The organism is Vibrio sp. D404a, assembly GCF_030248535.1.
Classification (GTDB): domain Bacteria; phylum Pseudomonadota; class Gammaproteobacteria; order Enterobacterales; family Vibrionaceae; genus Vibrio.
Window position 1 is genome coordinate 284,819 of record NZ_JAHGAJ010000019.1, and the last position, 15,309, is coordinate 300,127.

A 15,309-nucleotide genomic window follows, 5' to 3' on the forward strand; every position below is an offset into this window, starting at 1 on the left:
CTGAGTACTTATCTGTAACTGATTGTTTATCATTATATTAGAGTTCGAGCTTAATCCAGCTCAAGGCTTCAAGATACTCGTAAGTCACCCTATAGGAAACTGTAAATCGTTACTTTTGGTAAAATCTTTTATCTACCGATACTTAGGCTGGTCTTTCAACCAATACTTAGGCTGCGCTTTCAAACACGACTTCAACCTGCCACCCCATTGGCGACTGTTGAGTTTGATAGAACCAACCATATTGAGCGATGAGTCGTTGAGTCAACTCCAAACCCAATCCAAAGCCCAAATCGTCGTGACCGACCTTAGGCTCGTTATTACGGTTGATAATAGAGAGCTTACTGCCCGATTGAGTAATGCTAACCTGACCATTGTCTGTATGCTGGAAGGCATTTCGAATCAAGTTAGACACCACGATACGATACAAGCCTTCTGGAAGTTCGAGCGTGTTTTCATCGACATTAATCGTCACATCAACGCACTTACCTTGAAGCAAGTAATCTAGCTCGTCGGTAATCTGTTTTACCCGTTCGCCCACGGCAATAGCGTGGCTTGGTAACGATTTCCCCTCTTGGCGATTCAACCACAACAGAGTTTCAGTTAAATCCGTCATGGTATAGCCAGCACGTTCTATGCGATCGAGAACCTCCAACTGTTTTTCGGCAGGAAGTTGTTTGATGATCATTTTACGCAGTAACTCAGAATTGGTGCGTGTCACCGCAATTGGCGTCCTTAACTCATGACTGGCATACCCAAGGAAGCGTTGCTCTCGTTCTAGGCTCTCTTGTACCGAACTAAGGCTCGACTGAACTAACTCTGCCAGATCGTTTAGCTCACTGTAGTGAAAGTTGGGCACAGGTTGAGTCAGTTGTTCTTTATCCAAAGATTTAGCCCAATCCTTTAACTGCTCAACGGGTGACGAGATTTTGCGTTGCACCAAAATTAACGCGACAAAGAAAAATACAATAGCACCCAACCCAGTAAAAATGATGTAGATAAACGGGGGTGGTTCACTTTCAAATTTCTCGTTCATTTCCATCTTCTTGAGCAACAAAGAGATATAACGAACTTTGTCATCCACCACAACTTTCATGGCAAAGTAGCCCGCCTCTGGCTCAGATATGATAGGTACGCCATCGATTCGTTTCAGCAGTTCATTGGGGATCAATTCATCAGGGTTAAGGTTTTGTTGAATCTCTATCGGTAAATCTTCCCACTTAGCCGCGATTGTCAGGTCATCAAACTGAACCGGCTCGTCATTTTCACCAAGTGGAAGCTCACTGGCTTGTCCGCGCATAAACTCTGTCATTGCGGTATCAAGCCCGGCGAAGAAGTAGTGAACACTGGTTACGGTCAACACACCAATGGTGGCACTGCCAACAAACAGCATCGCCACAAGAAAGTAAATACGGATACTTGGCCTGATCTTCATCTAAGCACCCTCGCCCAATTTAAACGCGAAGCCATGTCCCGGAACCGTTTGAATCAGCTTAATGTCGTTGCCACCATCAACCGCTTTTCTTAGGTTAAACATGTGGACCTTTAAACTGTTGCTATCAGGTTGTTCATCGCCCCACACCGCTTGCATCAGTTTTTCTCTCGAAACTGTATTTGGGCTCTCGCGCATCATACATTCGAGTAGCTTAATACCTGTCGGCGAGAGCTTGAGAGCTTTCCCTGCACGCGTGGCCCTCTTGTCTTGAATATCCAACTCTACATCTTCAATAGTAAGTTTACCCACTTGCCCACTGCGACGTCGCGACAACACCTGAGCTCGAACGATCAACTCTTCCATTGCGAACGGCTTAATTAGATAGTCATCCGCCCCTTTTGAGAAGCCGGTGAGTTTATCGTCGAGCGTGTCACGTGCGGTCAGCATTAAGATGGGCACATCGATGCCTTGAGCTCGGATCTTTTCGCACACTTCCAAACCATTAAGCTTTGGCAAGTTCAGATCTAAAATCACGACATCGTAGTGATGTGTTTCAATGAGGTGATAGCCAGACAAACCGTTGGCTGCGTGATCGCAACTGATATCCTCAAGCGCTAGGTAATCGATGATGGCTTTTGCCAAGTCGAGGTCATCTTCGACCAGTAACAGTTGCAGGTTGTCCGCCATTCTCGAATCCTTATCCGGTAAAGCCCCGCAAGATCATTGCGAGGCTAGGTTTATATGAATGCCTAAGCTAATTCTAGCTGTTGTTCTTGTTTAAAAATACGACGCTTTACCTTACTAATCAAAGCATTGACATCATTTTGAATCAACAGCAGCGACGGCGTTAGAACTAAGGTGATCACGGTTGCAAACAAAATGCCGTACCCAAGCGCCGCAGCGGCAGGTATTAAGAACTGAGCCTGCATCGACGTTTCACTCAGAAGCGGTGCTAAACCTGCAAAAGTGGTGATCGATGTTAGTAGTACCGCACGTAATCGACCCGTACACGCCTGTTGAATCGCTTCTTTAACACTCAACGACTTGTCTTTTACCAGTTCATTGAATCGTGACACTAGCAGCAAGCTGTCATTCACCACCACGCCACTCAGGGCCAAGATACCATTGAGCGATAAGATGCTGAGCGTCAGATCATTAAGCCAATGCCCTAAAATCGCCCCGACGATACCAAAAGGAATCGCGACCATGATGATCAACGGCTGCACATACGATTTCAAAGGAATCGCCAATAACGCAAAGATCATAATCAAAGCCAGTACAAAGGTAGACTGCATTGAATCCGTCGATTCCTGTTGCTGCTCTGCCTCACCAGTAAAATCGATTTTCACCGTTGGGTAGTCCGCTTGAAGCTCCTTAACCACGCTTTTTTGTAGCTGCGCGACCAATTCGTTCGAAGCAATTTTACCTTTGTCTACCACTGCAGTAATGTAAACCGCACGTTGGTTATCAATGCGTGTTATCTCAGACTGCTGATAGTCTGAATAAACGTTAGCGACAGTGGTTAAAGGAACCACGGTGCCATCCGGCGTTCGCACTTTCGAAGCTGAGATATCCGCTAAAGTTTGGCGATCTTCCTCTGGATAACGCACTCTGACCTTCACTTCATCCTTACCACGCTGAAAGCGCTGTACAATATCACCACCAAAAGATTGCAGAACTTGTTGAGCCAAAGTCGAGGTATCCATGCCTAACGCACGGCCTTGTTCCGTTAACTCGAAGCGATATTGAGGTTCCCCCAGATCTAGGTTGTCGTCGATTCCGCTCACACCAGCGATGGTTTGTAGTTCGGCCTTGAGTTTGTTCGCCGCTTCGTTAAGAAGATCTTCATCGTTGGCTTTTAGTTCAGCTTTGAAGGCGTCGACCATCTCCATCATAGAGAGAACCTTTAGCTTCTTCACCCCTTCCATCTGACCTGAGTTAGCCAGCCAAACCTCTGCGAATTCGTCTGAGCTGTATGACGCGTCATCGTCTAACTCAACGGTCACCTTGCCTGATTTGTCTTCCTCAGCAATGATTTGAACACTTGAGATAGCAGACTCTTCACCGCCGTGGGTCAGTCGAAGCTGTTTGTCCACTTCTAGCGCGTTAGACTCTAATATCAATAGGTTGGTTTGAGTTTGACCAAAACTGCTGTCGTTATACATGCTGATTTCTGCTGTCACTGTATCCCCTGCAATGTCAGGGAAGAAGGCAACACGAACCGCACCAGTAAATGGCATACCAATCACAAAGATAAACAAGGCGATAAAACTAAGTACAACGGCATATCGGAAGTTAAGCGCCTGCTTGATCGCACGCTTGTACACTCGATGATTAATCCACTCTAGACCATTGTCTGCGCCCTGTTGAATTCGATTCCAGATGCCTTTTTTATCACTGCGCTGCGTGTTCACATGTGCCAAGTGTGAAGGCAGGATCAGCTTTGACTCCACCAGTGACAGCAACAAGCAGACCGCGACAACAGTACCAAACTGAGCGTAGATCTGACCCATTTTTCCGTCCACCATCGCAATTGATACGAAAGCCACAACGGTAGTCAAAACACCAAAGATGGTCGGCGCTGCAACCTTATGCGTGCCAACAATAGTGCTCTTTAACGAGTCACCTTCCGCGCGACGGGTGGAATAGATACTTTCCCCGACCACAACCGCGTCATCGACCACGATACCCAGTGCCATAATAAAACCAAACGTGGTCATCTCATTAATGGTGAGCCCCATGAACGAGTCGGTCATGAAAAAGAGTGTGCCGCAGAAAACAAATGGCAGGCTCGCTGCAACCCAAAAGGCAACGCGAATATTCAGAAACAACGCCAGTACGATGAAGACCAGAGCAATACCCGTCAGTGCATTTTTTGCTAGCAGAGATAGGCGTTCTTTGATCATAGTACTCTTGTCATACCAGCTTTCAATCTCTACATTTTCTGGCAGTAAGTTGCTGCTTTTCCACGTTTCAACAACCTGCTCTGCCTGCTCAACAATACTGATGACATCACTATACTCATCCATCACGATCTGGATGCCCATTGAGTTGTGCTGGTTGTAGCGAGATAAGCTGAATGTGTCCTCTTCAAACACATCACTGACCTCAGCGATATCGCCCAGCACCACTTGGCTACCATTAGTCGTGGTGAGAATCGGAATGGCACGGAAATCTTCGATGTCGTAAGCCTGCTCTGACACCTTCAATCGAACCGTCTTATCGCCGTTACGCAGACTGGTTGCGATACTGGTGGAAGACTCAGCATTAATCGCGTTAGAGACATCCGTCAGCGTGAGGCTATAAGCTTGCAGTTTTGCCTCATTAACCTCAACAGAGATCATCGGGTCAATCTTAGCTTTTATCTCTAAATCGCGAATCTGGCTTTGACTCAATAAGTCTGCTTTTAGCTGCTCGGCTAAATCCTGTAAGGTCGCGCGGTCGGTATCGCCATACAGCTGAACCCACAGCGCGTGCTCTTGCATTCGCGCTTTATCAATCACTGGGTTGTCCGCTTCGGCTGGTAGGTTATTGATCGCGTCAACCTTGGTTTTCACGTCATCCAACAGTGTATCAAGGCTGTAGTTCGTCTCTTTTTCAATGGAAACATGACTGCCCGACGCGTCTGAAGTCGACGTAATATGTTTTATACCTGAGACCGTCTCTAAAGCCTCTTCGATCTTTATTGCGATCCCCTCTTCGGCTTGAACGGGATCACCACTGTCGTAAGTGACCGACACGGTGACAATGTCCGGTTCAAGGCTCGGAAACGCCTCTTTACGCAGATTGTTCACAGAGAACAAGCCAACAAGAATCACACCAAGCATCAATAGGTTAGCGGCGACTGAGTTTTGTGCGAACCAAGCAATGATGCCTTTAAGCTGGTAGCTCGATGTCTTAGCTTGAGTATCTTTACGACTCGAGTTGGTTTGGTCACTCATATTACCCTTCCTCTGATTCCGCTAGTACTGAAGCTTGCTGGTCATTCGCCGCGTTTTGAGCAACGTTTGACGTTTCCGTTGTTGTCGGTTGAACCTTCATGCCTACCTTGAAGTTACTCAACGGACGCATCACCACTTGCACAGCGTCTTGTGATTGAGTTGGTTGAACATAGATGTGCTGCTGACGCTCAAACAGAGTGATTGCCGCTTCTTTTGCCAATAGACCATGCTCATCGACCGTCCAAACTTCGCCTTGCTGTGAGAGCGCCGAAGCAGGCAACTGCCAAACATTGTCGACTTCTGTGCCTTCAATGGTGGCAGTAACAAAAGTACCGGGAAATAGCGGGTGTTCTTGCTCAAGCGGATTCTCAACCACTAATACGATCGAGCGTTGACGCGTCTCTTGGGCTACATATTGGTAACTGCGCTCTACTTTGGCTTTCCACTCAACACTGCCTGTACTGTCGGTAATGGTTGCACTCCATGCTGCCTGTTGGTCAAACTTCGGAAGGTTTGCCCACTGATTTTCAGACAAGGGAATCTCTACCTCGATGCGATCAATGCTGTATAGCGTAGCCACACCACCACCCGCATTGAGGTAGCTGCCTGGCTGAATATCACGGCTGACCACGACGCTATCGAAAGGCGCGCGAATCTCAGTGTTGGCTAGATCTTCCTGAGCTTTAATCAGAGCTTGCTTGGCGTTGTCTAACTTAGCTTGTGCGCTGGCTAACTGCGGTTCACGTAAAACCAGAGGCGAGCTTGGCTCACCGGATAGTCCGGAACGAGCCCACTCAGAGCGAGCTTGCTCACCCTGCCTTTGCTCTTCCAATAACTCTTGGTTCGCTGTTGCAACATCAGATTTGGCTTGTGCGACCGCTTGTTCGTATGCGATCGCATCCAATCTTGCTAAAAGCTCACCCTGTTTAACCGTTGAACCTGCATCAAACGTATTTGAAAGCCACTCAACGCGGCCGCTTACTTCACTCGCAAACGTAAGTTCGTATCTAGGCTTAGTCTCACCATAGCCCACTACCTGCGCTCGATAGCTGCCCGCATCGGTCACTTGAACACCCACCTGTGGCAGAGCAAGGTTGTGTGTTGCTTTATCTGCAACCTGTTCCGTTTTTTGATTTGGCTTGGCCTGCGCAGCTTGTGCTATCTGGCTGCCGTTGTATGCCACTACAGCAAAGATTGAACCTGCTGCCGCTAAGGTGATAGCGAGTGAAATCGCATTCTTTTTTAATGTGTTTTTCATGCTTTATTCCCTAGATTTTCAACACCTAGGCCCAGAGCTAAGCCTAAATCAATTCGGTTAAGTAAACGTTGGTAAGTGGTGCTAGTTAGCTGAGACTCGACATCGTAGGCTTGCTGCTGAACTGTGAGTAGGTCAAAAATATCCACCAGCCCTTGTCGGTATTTCTCTTCATAGCTGACCACGCTGCGTTTCGCGCTGGTTAGCGAGGCCTTTAAGTGAGTTTGTTGCTGAGCCAATGAACTCTCTTGGCCTATAGCGTTTTCCACCTCGTTGACCGCTGTCAGCAAGGTCTCTTGATACGCCCAGTAGCTTTGTTCGGTAGTAAGCTCTGCAATCTCTGCCGTCGCTTTTAGACGACCGCCTTGAAACAAAGGGGCAGACACTTGACCAAGAGCGCTCCACAAGGGATTAGTAAACAGCGCTTCACTCGGTGTTTCAGCCATATCTTTTAAGCTCGCAGAGAGGCTAAACGACGGAAGCATCGCTTTATAAGCGGCGTCAGTTCGCAGACTCTCGGCTTCAATATTGAAGAAGGCTTGTTGCAGATCTGGACGACCTGCTAGGTTTTGAACCGACATACTTTCAAGTGGATTTAAGACTTCAGGAAATGCTTGCGCGACATTGACGTCAGTGACATTGGTATTCAGCTCGCCTGTTAGCAGCAATAGGCTTCGTTTGCTCTGTGCTAGGTTTTCTTGATACTGAGCGACAGTAGCGCGAGTAGAAGCTGTGCTGGTTTTGGCATTGTCGAGCTCTTCTAGCGTTCCTAACCCAACTTGATAGCGATCTAAAACCAGCGTTTCATTGTTTTCGAGGATCGCTAAACGTCGCTCCTCAACCTCTAACAGCTGTTGGTTCACACTGATTTCAAGCCAGCCACGCATAATGTTTGCAGCTAAAAGGTTAGTCGCGTTTTGTAGGCTCGCTTGAGTTGCGGCAACGTCTTTACGAGAAGCTGCTGTGACATCTGCTAATCGCTGCCACAAGTCCAGCTCCCAGCTCACCGTCACATCGGCGGTATAGCTCTCTTCGCTGCCTTCTGTTTTCTCACCCGACACGTTAGCGTTAACCGTTGGTAGTTGATCAGCAAAGCTCACGCCCTCATTGGCATAAGCAATTTTCAGCGCCACAATACTCTGCTGAAGGCTCGGGTTATTGCTCATAGCCGTTGATAAATACGTATCCAGCTCCGGTACATTAACCAGATCGGTAATAAGGTTGGTTTGCTGCTCTACTTGGCTATTTTCATTGGCTTCTACTCGTTCAAGCAGTTGCTGAATAGACTCATTTTGTTGCTGTGTGGCTTGTGATGAAAAGTCCGTCTCACCGGTTGTCGCACAACCCATAAGACCGGATAACATTATCGCAAGCACTGAATATCGAAACGTCATTGGCGCTCTCTCCCACTTAGATGCGCCAAAGATAAAGTAAGCAGGGTTAAGGCGGGGTTAACGTGTCACAACCATTGATAAAACAAATGAAAAAAGAGCCCACGCTGAGAGGGGACGTTGGGCTCTTGGAGTGATTAAACCATGCTAGAACTGGTCAAATATCAACCTAACTTATAATGCTAGCATATAGGCAGTTTGAACTAATATGCGAAGTCCCTGAGATTAACTGGCAATCTCTAACTCTCCTGCCCCTTGAATGGAGCGCTGGCTGTTTTCCACTAAGATGGCCGTGGCTGTCTCTTTTAGCATCTGCCATTCAGAATCTTCCACTTCAATACCATCTCGCCATGCGCTATCTAGTTTCTCCGTCAAAGAGTCGGATGTTATATGAGTCTCGTAACCTTGGCTCAAGCTATCGATATCGAAATCTCGTACCGACAATTCAATCGTCATCTCATGGTGTGAACCAATATCGTCTAAGACTTGTTCCGACAAGAACAGCTCGGGGGCAACACAGCCCTTATTGAGTACATACAGTGTGCGTTTAGGGTTTGAACCATTACTCCAACTCGCGGAGCACGCGACGCCTTTAGCAGCAAGTTTCACCAGTTCGCTGTATGCCAGCCAGCGGTTGTGGCAGTTGCTCAGTTCAATCATCAACGCCTTTTGTCCGACCATTTTCTCTAGCGCGTAGTCCAGAACCACAGGTAAATGGCACGCGACACTGCTTTTATGAAGATCGACCTGAATGACGTTATCTTGTGTGGTACTAATTTGTGCCGGTTCATCTAACTCTAAGCCGATGAAGCTAGACGCGTTGTTGAAATGCCTTACCCCATCAAGACCCACCATTTGAAGATCAGCCACCATATTAGCGATCACATCAGCTTCACCACAGCAACGTCGCATACCCAGAAAAGCTTTGTTCACCGCCGCGACTAGTTCATTATGAGAAACGATCATCAGTGATTCCCTCCTTGGTTTTCAATTGAATTGCGTTCTTGGTTCACTATTTGTGGTGCTTGCTCTTGGTGTGATGCCTGCTCTTGCGGTGCGGTGTTCTCTTCGGGCAACAAAGGGAATAACCACTCATCGGTACTGATCTCATCAAGTAGCGGTGCCCCTTGGAAGAAAGTCACGCGAACCCAGCGATCAGAGCGAGGGTCAAACTTGGTCGCACCAAACACCGCCAGTTTGCATCGCAACAGATGCATAGGAAGCGATGATTTGTGCAATACGTTCATTTGGATATCACCCATGTCACGATTGCCTAGTGTCCATACACGTCTAGCAATCGCTCGGTATTGTGGCTGTTGGACCAAAAATTCAGCCAAAGACATCTCTGGTGGAAATTGCAGCAATGCATGATAAAGGCGATACGCTTGTCTTCCGATATCAAGGGGCAACTCACGCTCTTCTCCCGGTTCTTCGCCGCGCACTCCTAGCCTTGGTTCTTCTTTATCTTGCGAACGATACCAAAACCAGTAGTTATTCTCGGCAAGCGTATAGTCAGTGCTAATGGCCCAGCGATATTTCGCCTCTAATACCACCAAAATATCTTGCAGCTTCTTACCACTTGGAAGTGACAGTGTCTCGTTACAGTTCATCTTGTCTTGATAAGCGTCTACGACCTCTGGATAAAGCTCCATTACGCATGAGATCAGGATTTCTTGGGCTTCCAAACTCATGCTATGCGTGCTGTTTACCACTTGCTGCCACGTTGAGTGTCGCTCAACAGTATCGTTCAAGGTTTTATTAAATTGGCGTAGTTCGTCAATCGCCACTCGATTAAGGCAGTCTTGATGCTGGTTAATGGTGATCACTTGTTGTAGATGCAATACACCTTTGTTCAACAAGTTTGCAAGAGGCTTAACCAGCTGAGGATCGGTTGATAGCGCCAATACTTGTGCCAACGCTTGCTCTCGTGTTGTCATCCATTGATCAACAATACACGGATGGTTAATTAGGTAAGGCGCCATACCTAAACCTGTCGCATTGCCGACGCCAAGATAACGCTGAAGGCCTCTGTCTAACTCTACAGCTTGTCCGCCACCCTGTTGCTGCGCCAAGTAATGAACCCAATCAAGGCTGAATTCACGTAACAGGTAAACAGCGCACATTTGAGCACTAAATGACTGATTAAAATCTGGGTTTTCTTCTAACACCTTAAAATCAGCAATACCAAACTTACCGTTGCCGTAGACTGCTGTGGTGCGCAAAATGTATCCGACTTCCGCTAACTCCTTAGCGGTTGGTTGAACGCCTTTAGAAAGATGGCTCACGATATGCTCAAACACTCGTACGCTCTTGTTGGCACGCGCTAACACCAGCACATTGTTAGGATTTCTTCCCGCTTCTTGGAGAGGGACATTAGCACGAAGCTGCTCGAGCAGAGTGACATCTACGTCCCCTAAAACCAAGGCAAAGGTGACATCCCATTTCTCAGCAATCACGCGGTCATTGCGCTCTTCATCTGCGATCTCATCACAGAAAACAACCAAGTGATAAACATGAGTTGGGGTCGTCAATTTGTATATCACATGACCAAAGCCTCTCGGACACAGTTGCCAATCATGCTTAGTGACCTGCCATTGCTGTTGTGCCATTTTTCGAATCAGTGTTCTCACAAAGCTGATACGTGTTTGGTGCATCGCGCCTAGCCTTTCTGGCGCCATAACACACTCTGCGTTACGTAGTTCGGATTCAGTGTAGGTTGAACGATGTGCATCCATTTTGCTCACCACCTTTATAGTTATTTAGTATCACTAACCGTTCCCAGCCGAGGGTTAGTTTTCACGTTATTGAATGAATGGGGCGAGTTTTCCGCCCCTAATTATTATTATTTTGCTTATAGCCCTAGTTATTTCGCTAATAACCCTAGCTGTTGCGCTTATAACCCTTGCTCTTTTGCCATCTTGATCGCGATTTGAGGCGCATTCCAAAGCGAAGGTAAAAGAATCAGCGAAACCGGTACTGCAGTGATGACAATGAATGATTGCAGTGCCGATATACCGCCAGAGCCCAGCGAAATGAGGATCAAGGCAGTCACACCCATCGCCACACCCCAGAAGGTACGGATGATGGCATTTGGCTCTGTCTCACCACTGATCACCACACTGATGGTGTAAGTCATTGAGTCACCCGTCGTCACAATGAAAATCGTGGTTAGAATCAGGAACAAGATGGACACCAACATTGGCATTGGTAGCTGTTGCGTTACCGCCAGCAGAGCCCCCGGCAAGTTAAACCCTTCAAATGCCTTACTGACACTGCCTGGGTCAGCAATTTCAAACGCTAGACCAGAACCACCGACGATGGTGAACCAGAAACAAGTGACAAGCGGAGCAATAACACTGATTGTGGTGACAATTTGGCGAATATTACGGCCTCGAGAGATACGAGCGATAAAGATTGCCATCATTGGTCCATAACCTAGGAACCACCCCCAGAAGAATACCGTCCACCAGCTCAACCAGCCTTCATCACCACGATATGTCGCCATCGGAATGAAGTTATCTAGCATGCTGCCCACACCCTGAATGTAACCATTGAAGATGAAGTTCGTTGGGCCAAACAATAGGATGTAAATCATCAGCGCCATCGCCAAAATCACGTTGTAGCGACTCAGCATTTGCATACCACGGTTGAGGCCACTCAAAGCAGAAAGTGTGTATAGAGCAATAGCAAACAGAATGATGATCAGTTGTGTCGTGAAGCCATCAGGGATCTCAAACAAAACGTTCAATGCATAGCTCACTTGCAAGCCCAAGAACCCGATCGGACCTATGGTTCCCGCGGCAACCGCAACGATACAACAAGCGTCAATCAGTGCTCCTGTGTGACCTTTTAGCGCTCGCTCACCCAACACCGGGTAAAGTAAGATGCGTGGTTTCAGCGGTAAGCCTTTATCGTAATGAAGGTGCATCACCACAATTGAGGTCAAACTGCCGACAATTGCCCACGCTAAGAAACCCCAGTGCATGAAAGATTGCGATAGTGCGTTAACCGCACCTTGCTGTGCGCTCTCTTGCGCGCCGTATAAAGGCGGAGGACTCACATAGTGCGCGATAGGCTCTGCAGCTGCCCAGAACACACCACCACCGGCAAGCAGAGTACAGAAGATGATTGCCATCCAGCGGAAGCCGTCCATTTCAGGCTTATCCGCTCCCCCAAGAACGACCTTGCCTGTTCGCCCTGCCGCCAAGCCAAGACCAATAAGAAAAGTAAGCAGAAGAAGCAGCTGCCAATATGGGCCAAAGACTTTCACTGACCACGCAAAGCCGCTATTTACAAGGCTAGATAGAAGCTCTCCATCATAAAGCGCCAGTGCAACAAACAGTGCGATGAACCCGCCGCTGTACCATAGAGCGGGGTTACTCAGCCCCAGTTTGTCGTTGTTTACGTCCTTACTATTGTTCGCTGTATTCGAATCTGACTTCTGTTTGTCTTTCTTCGACGAAGCATTCATGCTCGCCGCTTCCAGACCATTCGGTTTCACGCTATTGGTTAAATCAGACATACTCTGACTCCAGAGGTTTCTTTGCAGCTGTCATAACAATGATGACTGCAAGAGGTGTATTTAACACCTGCCCTGTTATTCTTTTAGTGGGCAGGTTAGTCCATGTTTAGGTCTATCTGGTATAGGGTTTCCTTTGTCTTCGTCCTACTCTTTAACAAGTGGCTCTAGTCCGTCTTGTAAAAAGTTAAACCAGTTTTCGCCTAGTACTTTTCCTGCCTCGGCTTCACTAAAGCCGTGGCCGATCAAACCGTTGTAGATGTTTTCCATGCCGGTGCTGCCACAGAACCATGGCAGTGCATCGGGCCAACCAGAATTGCTAGCAGAGCCTTCGCCGTAATCCATCGCCTTTGACCAACGCCCATTACGCATCCACTCCAGCACCGACTGAGGTTGGTTCAAGCACAGGTCACTACCGATACCCAAGTGCTCAACGCCCACCATGTCTGCTGTTTTCGCGACCATTTGGCAAAAGTCATCAAGCGTACATTGGCTTCCGTTTGGTAAGTGGAATGGATAGAGGCTGAAGCCAATCAAGCCACCGCGAGCGGCTAGCGCTTTGATCACTTCGTTGGATTTGTTTCGCAATGCATCGTGCGCAAACGTTGGATTGGCATGGCTGATACAGATGGGACGCGAAGAGAGATCGATCGCTTCAAGCGTTGAGCGCTCCGCGCTGTGTGACATGTCGATGATCATACCGACACGGTTCATCTCTTCTATCGCCTGCTTACCGAAGCGAGTCACGCCCGTATCATGCTGCTCATAACAACCGGTCGCTAATAGACTCTGGTTGTTGTAGGTGAGCTGCATGATCAAAAGCCCTTGCTGGCGCATGACTTCGATCAAACCGATCTCGTCATCAATTGGTGAACAGTTCTGCGCGCCCATGAAGATGCCAACCTTGCCGAGCTGTTTGGCTTTTTCGACATCCGCCATTGAGTGGATTGGCATGATGAGGTCAGCATTTTGTTCAAACCTAAGATTCCATTCGGCAAAGCGAGTCAGAGTTTCACGCGCGTTCTCGTGATAGACAATCGTTGCGTGTACCGCAGTAATGCCGCTGGCTTTCAATGTTTGAAAATATTCTCGATCCCAATTGCAGTACTGTAATCCATCGATAACTATTCGTTGCTGGTACATAACCACTCCTGTTGAATAACTCAAAATCGAACGTTTGACTCAGCCCGAGCCACTCTCGGGCTTCATCCTTGTTCAGTGACACACACGTTAGTAAGGGCGCTGATACGCAGTTTTAACTACTGTGTAGAACTCTTTAGCGTACTGACCTTGCTCACGAGGACCAAAGCTAGATTCTTTACGCCCACCAAATGGCACGTGGTAATCCGTACCCGCTGTTGGTAGGTTGACCATCACACACCCGGTTTGCGCCTGCTCTTTGAACATCGCGCTAGTACGTAGACTTTGAGTAATGATGCCGCCAGTTAGGCCAAAGCGTGTATCGTTGGTCGTAGCGATCGCTTCTTCTAAATCTGCTACGCGAATAACGCTAGCCATCGGAGCAAACACCTCTTCTTGGTTCACTTCCCAGCTGTTTTGTGTGTTTAAGAAAAGCGTTGGCGACATGTAGTAGCCTTCGTGTTCTAGGTTTAAGCGCTCTCCGCCAAAGGCCAACTCCGCGCCGCTTTGACGTGCCTTTTCTATCCACTCGAAGTTCGCTTCCAGCTGTTTTCCATCAACCACAGGGCCCATGAAAATGCCATCTTGAAGTGCGTGGCCTACTTTAAGTTCACTCATACGCTTGATTAGCGCTTCAACGTATTGATCGTGAATGCTATCCATCACCACAAGACGAGAAGAAGCCGTACATTTCTGACCTGCACCAGAGAATGAACCAGCAATGGTTGCTTCAACCGCCGTCTGGATATCGGCATCGTCTGCGATAACCAGCGCATTCTTTGAGCCCATTTCTAGCTGGCAACGTACGAAGTTTGGCGCTGTCGCAGCAGCAACTTTACGGCCTGTATCAACCGAACCGGTGAAGCTCACACCGTTTACATCTTTCGAATGAATCAGTGCGTCACCTACTGTTGAACCACTGCCCAGTACAAGGTTGAACGTACCTGCTGGAATGCCTTGGCGATGGATGATCTCGGTTAATGCCACTGCACTTGCCGGTGTTAGATTCGCAGGCTTCCATATAACGCTGTTACCAAAAGCCAATGCTGGCGCAATTTTCCAAGCCGCCGTCGCGGTTGGGAAATTCCAAGGAGAGATAATGGCGATAACGCCTACGGCTTCACGAGTCACTTCAACGGAGACCCCTGGACGGACGGAAGCTGCGTTATCACCAATTTGACGAAGTACTTCAGCGGCGAAGTACTGGAAGAATTGACCTGCACGATAGATTTCACCACGGCCTTCAGCAAATGGCTTACCCTCTTCACGAGAAAGTAGCGTGCCTAATTCATCACAACGTGCAATCAGCTCATCACCAATCGCTTGTAGCACAGCTTGCTTACGCTCAATCGGTGTTTTTTCCCACTCAGGTTGGGCGTGTTTTGCTGCCGAGATAGCCTGCTGCACTTGCTCTGAGCTTGCTTGCGCGAAATCACCTAGATTCTCTGAAATGTCAGAAGGGTTAATATTCGAAACAGTACTCACGCCCGCTTGCCATTCACCACCAATATAGAGTGCGTTTTCTGCTTGAACATTGTTTAGTTGAGTCATCATTCTATCCTTGTCACGTCTTAGCGACTGTTGAGTCTGGTCGCTCTGTATTGATTCAATAATTGAGTTGTGTTCGGTTT

Annotated in this window: 8 protein-coding genes and 3 pseudogenes; all 11 read right to left on the reverse strand. The window is 47.9% G+C overall.

What is annotated here, in order from left to right:
• Window positions 1-166: 166 nt before the first annotated feature.
• Window positions 167-1,432 carry a HAMP domain-containing sensor histidine kinase gene (locus KI655_RS12945; RefSeq protein ID WP_285405551.1) on the reverse strand — a complete coding sequence of 422 codons (1,266 nt, stop codon included), beginning with the start codon at window positions 1,430-1,432 and terminating at the stop codon, window positions 167-169.
• Window positions 1,433-2,119: a response regulator transcription factor gene (locus KI655_RS12950; RefSeq protein WP_285405553.1), complete on the reverse strand. Its 687-nt coding sequence runs from the start codon at window positions 2,117-2,119 to the stop codon at window positions 1,433-1,435. It abuts the gene before it with no gap.
• A 62-nt stretch (window positions 2,120-2,181) separates the two neighbouring features.
• Window positions 2,182-5,373 carry an efflux RND transporter permease subunit gene (locus KI655_RS12955; protein WP_285405555.1) on the reverse strand — a complete coding sequence of 1,064 codons (3,192 nt, stop codon included), beginning with the start codon at window positions 5,371-5,373 and terminating at the stop codon, window positions 2,182-2,184.
• A 1-nt stretch (window position 5,374) separates the two neighbouring features.
• Window positions 5,375-6,631 (reverse strand): efflux RND transporter periplasmic adaptor subunit, encoded by a 1,257-nt coding sequence (locus KI655_RS12960; protein WP_285405557.1) that lies wholly within the window; start codon window positions 6,629-6,631, stop codon window positions 5,375-5,377.
• On the reverse strand, window positions 6,628-8,022 hold the full coding sequence (locus KI655_RS12965; protein WP_285405559.1) for a TolC family protein: 1,395 nt from the start codon (window positions 8,020-8,022) through the stop codon (window positions 6,628-6,630). Before KI655_RS12965 ends, KI655_RS12960 begins: the two co-directional genes overlap by 4 nt.
• A 222-nt stretch (window positions 8,023-8,244) precedes the next feature.
• Window positions 8,245-8,985, reverse strand: coding sequence for a DUF3726 domain-containing protein (locus tag KI655_RS12970; protein ID WP_285405561.1), 741 nt, complete (start codon window positions 8,983-8,985; stop codon window positions 8,245-8,247).
• Window positions 8,985-9,710, reverse strand: a pseudogene (locus KI655_RS24170) (hypothetical protein); the annotation flags it as partial. The pseudogene KI655_RS24170 and the gene KI655_RS12970, both read right to left, overlap by 1 nt.
• 77 nt (window positions 9,711-9,787) lie before the next feature.
• Window positions 9,788-10,754 (reverse strand): annotated as a pseudogene (locus tag KI655_RS24175) (hypothetical protein); the annotation flags it as partial.
• A 158-nt stretch (window positions 10,755-10,912) separates the two neighbouring features.
• Window positions 10,913-12,418, reverse strand: a pseudogene (locus tag KI655_RS12980) (BCCT family transporter); the annotation flags it as partial.
• A 267-nt stretch (window positions 12,419-12,685) separates the two neighbouring features.
• A complete protein-coding gene (locus KI655_RS12985) occupies window positions 12,686-13,681 on the reverse strand; it encodes a membrane dipeptidase (RefSeq protein WP_285405565.1) in 996 nt (331 codons plus the stop codon).
• Window positions 13,682-13,768: 87 nt separating this feature from the next.
• Complete coding sequence (locus KI655_RS12990; RefSeq protein WP_285405567.1) at window positions 13,769-15,229, reverse strand: aldehyde dehydrogenase family protein; 1,461 nt, start codon at window positions 15,227-15,229, stop codon at window positions 13,769-13,771.
• Window positions 15,230-15,309: the final 80 nt, after the last annotated feature.

Bases quoted from the DNA above. Each gene is read 5' to 3' on its own strand.
- KI655_RS12990 (WP_285405567.1), bottom strand. From the start codon at position 15,229: ATGACTCAACTAAACAATGTTCAAGCAGAAAACGCACTCTATATTGGT.
- KI655_RS12965 (WP_285405559.1), bottom strand. From the start codon at position 8,022: ATGACGTTTCGATATTCAGTGCTTGCGATAATGTTATCCGGTCTTATG.
- KI655_RS12945 (WP_285405551.1), bottom strand. From the start codon at position 1,432: ATGAAGATCAGGCCAAGTATCCGTATTTACTTTCTTGTGGCGATGCTG.
- KI655_RS12985 (WP_285405565.1), bottom strand. From the start codon at position 13,681: ATGTACCAGCAACGAATAGTTATCGATGGATTACAGTACTGCAATTGG.
- KI655_RS12950 (WP_285405553.1), bottom strand. From the start codon at position 2,119: ATGGCGGACAACCTGCAACTGTTACTGGTCGAAGATGACCTCGACTTG.
- KI655_RS12960 (WP_285405557.1), bottom strand. From the start codon at position 6,631: ATGAAAAACACATTAAAAAAGAATGCGATTTCACTCGCTATCACCTTA.
- KI655_RS12970 (WP_285405561.1), bottom strand. From the start codon at position 8,985: ATGATCGTTTCTCATAATGAACTAGTCGCGGCGGTGAACAAAGCTTTT.
- KI655_RS12955 (WP_285405555.1), bottom strand. From the start codon at position 5,373: ATGAGTGACCAAACCAACTCGAGTCGTAAAGATACTCAAGCTAAGACA.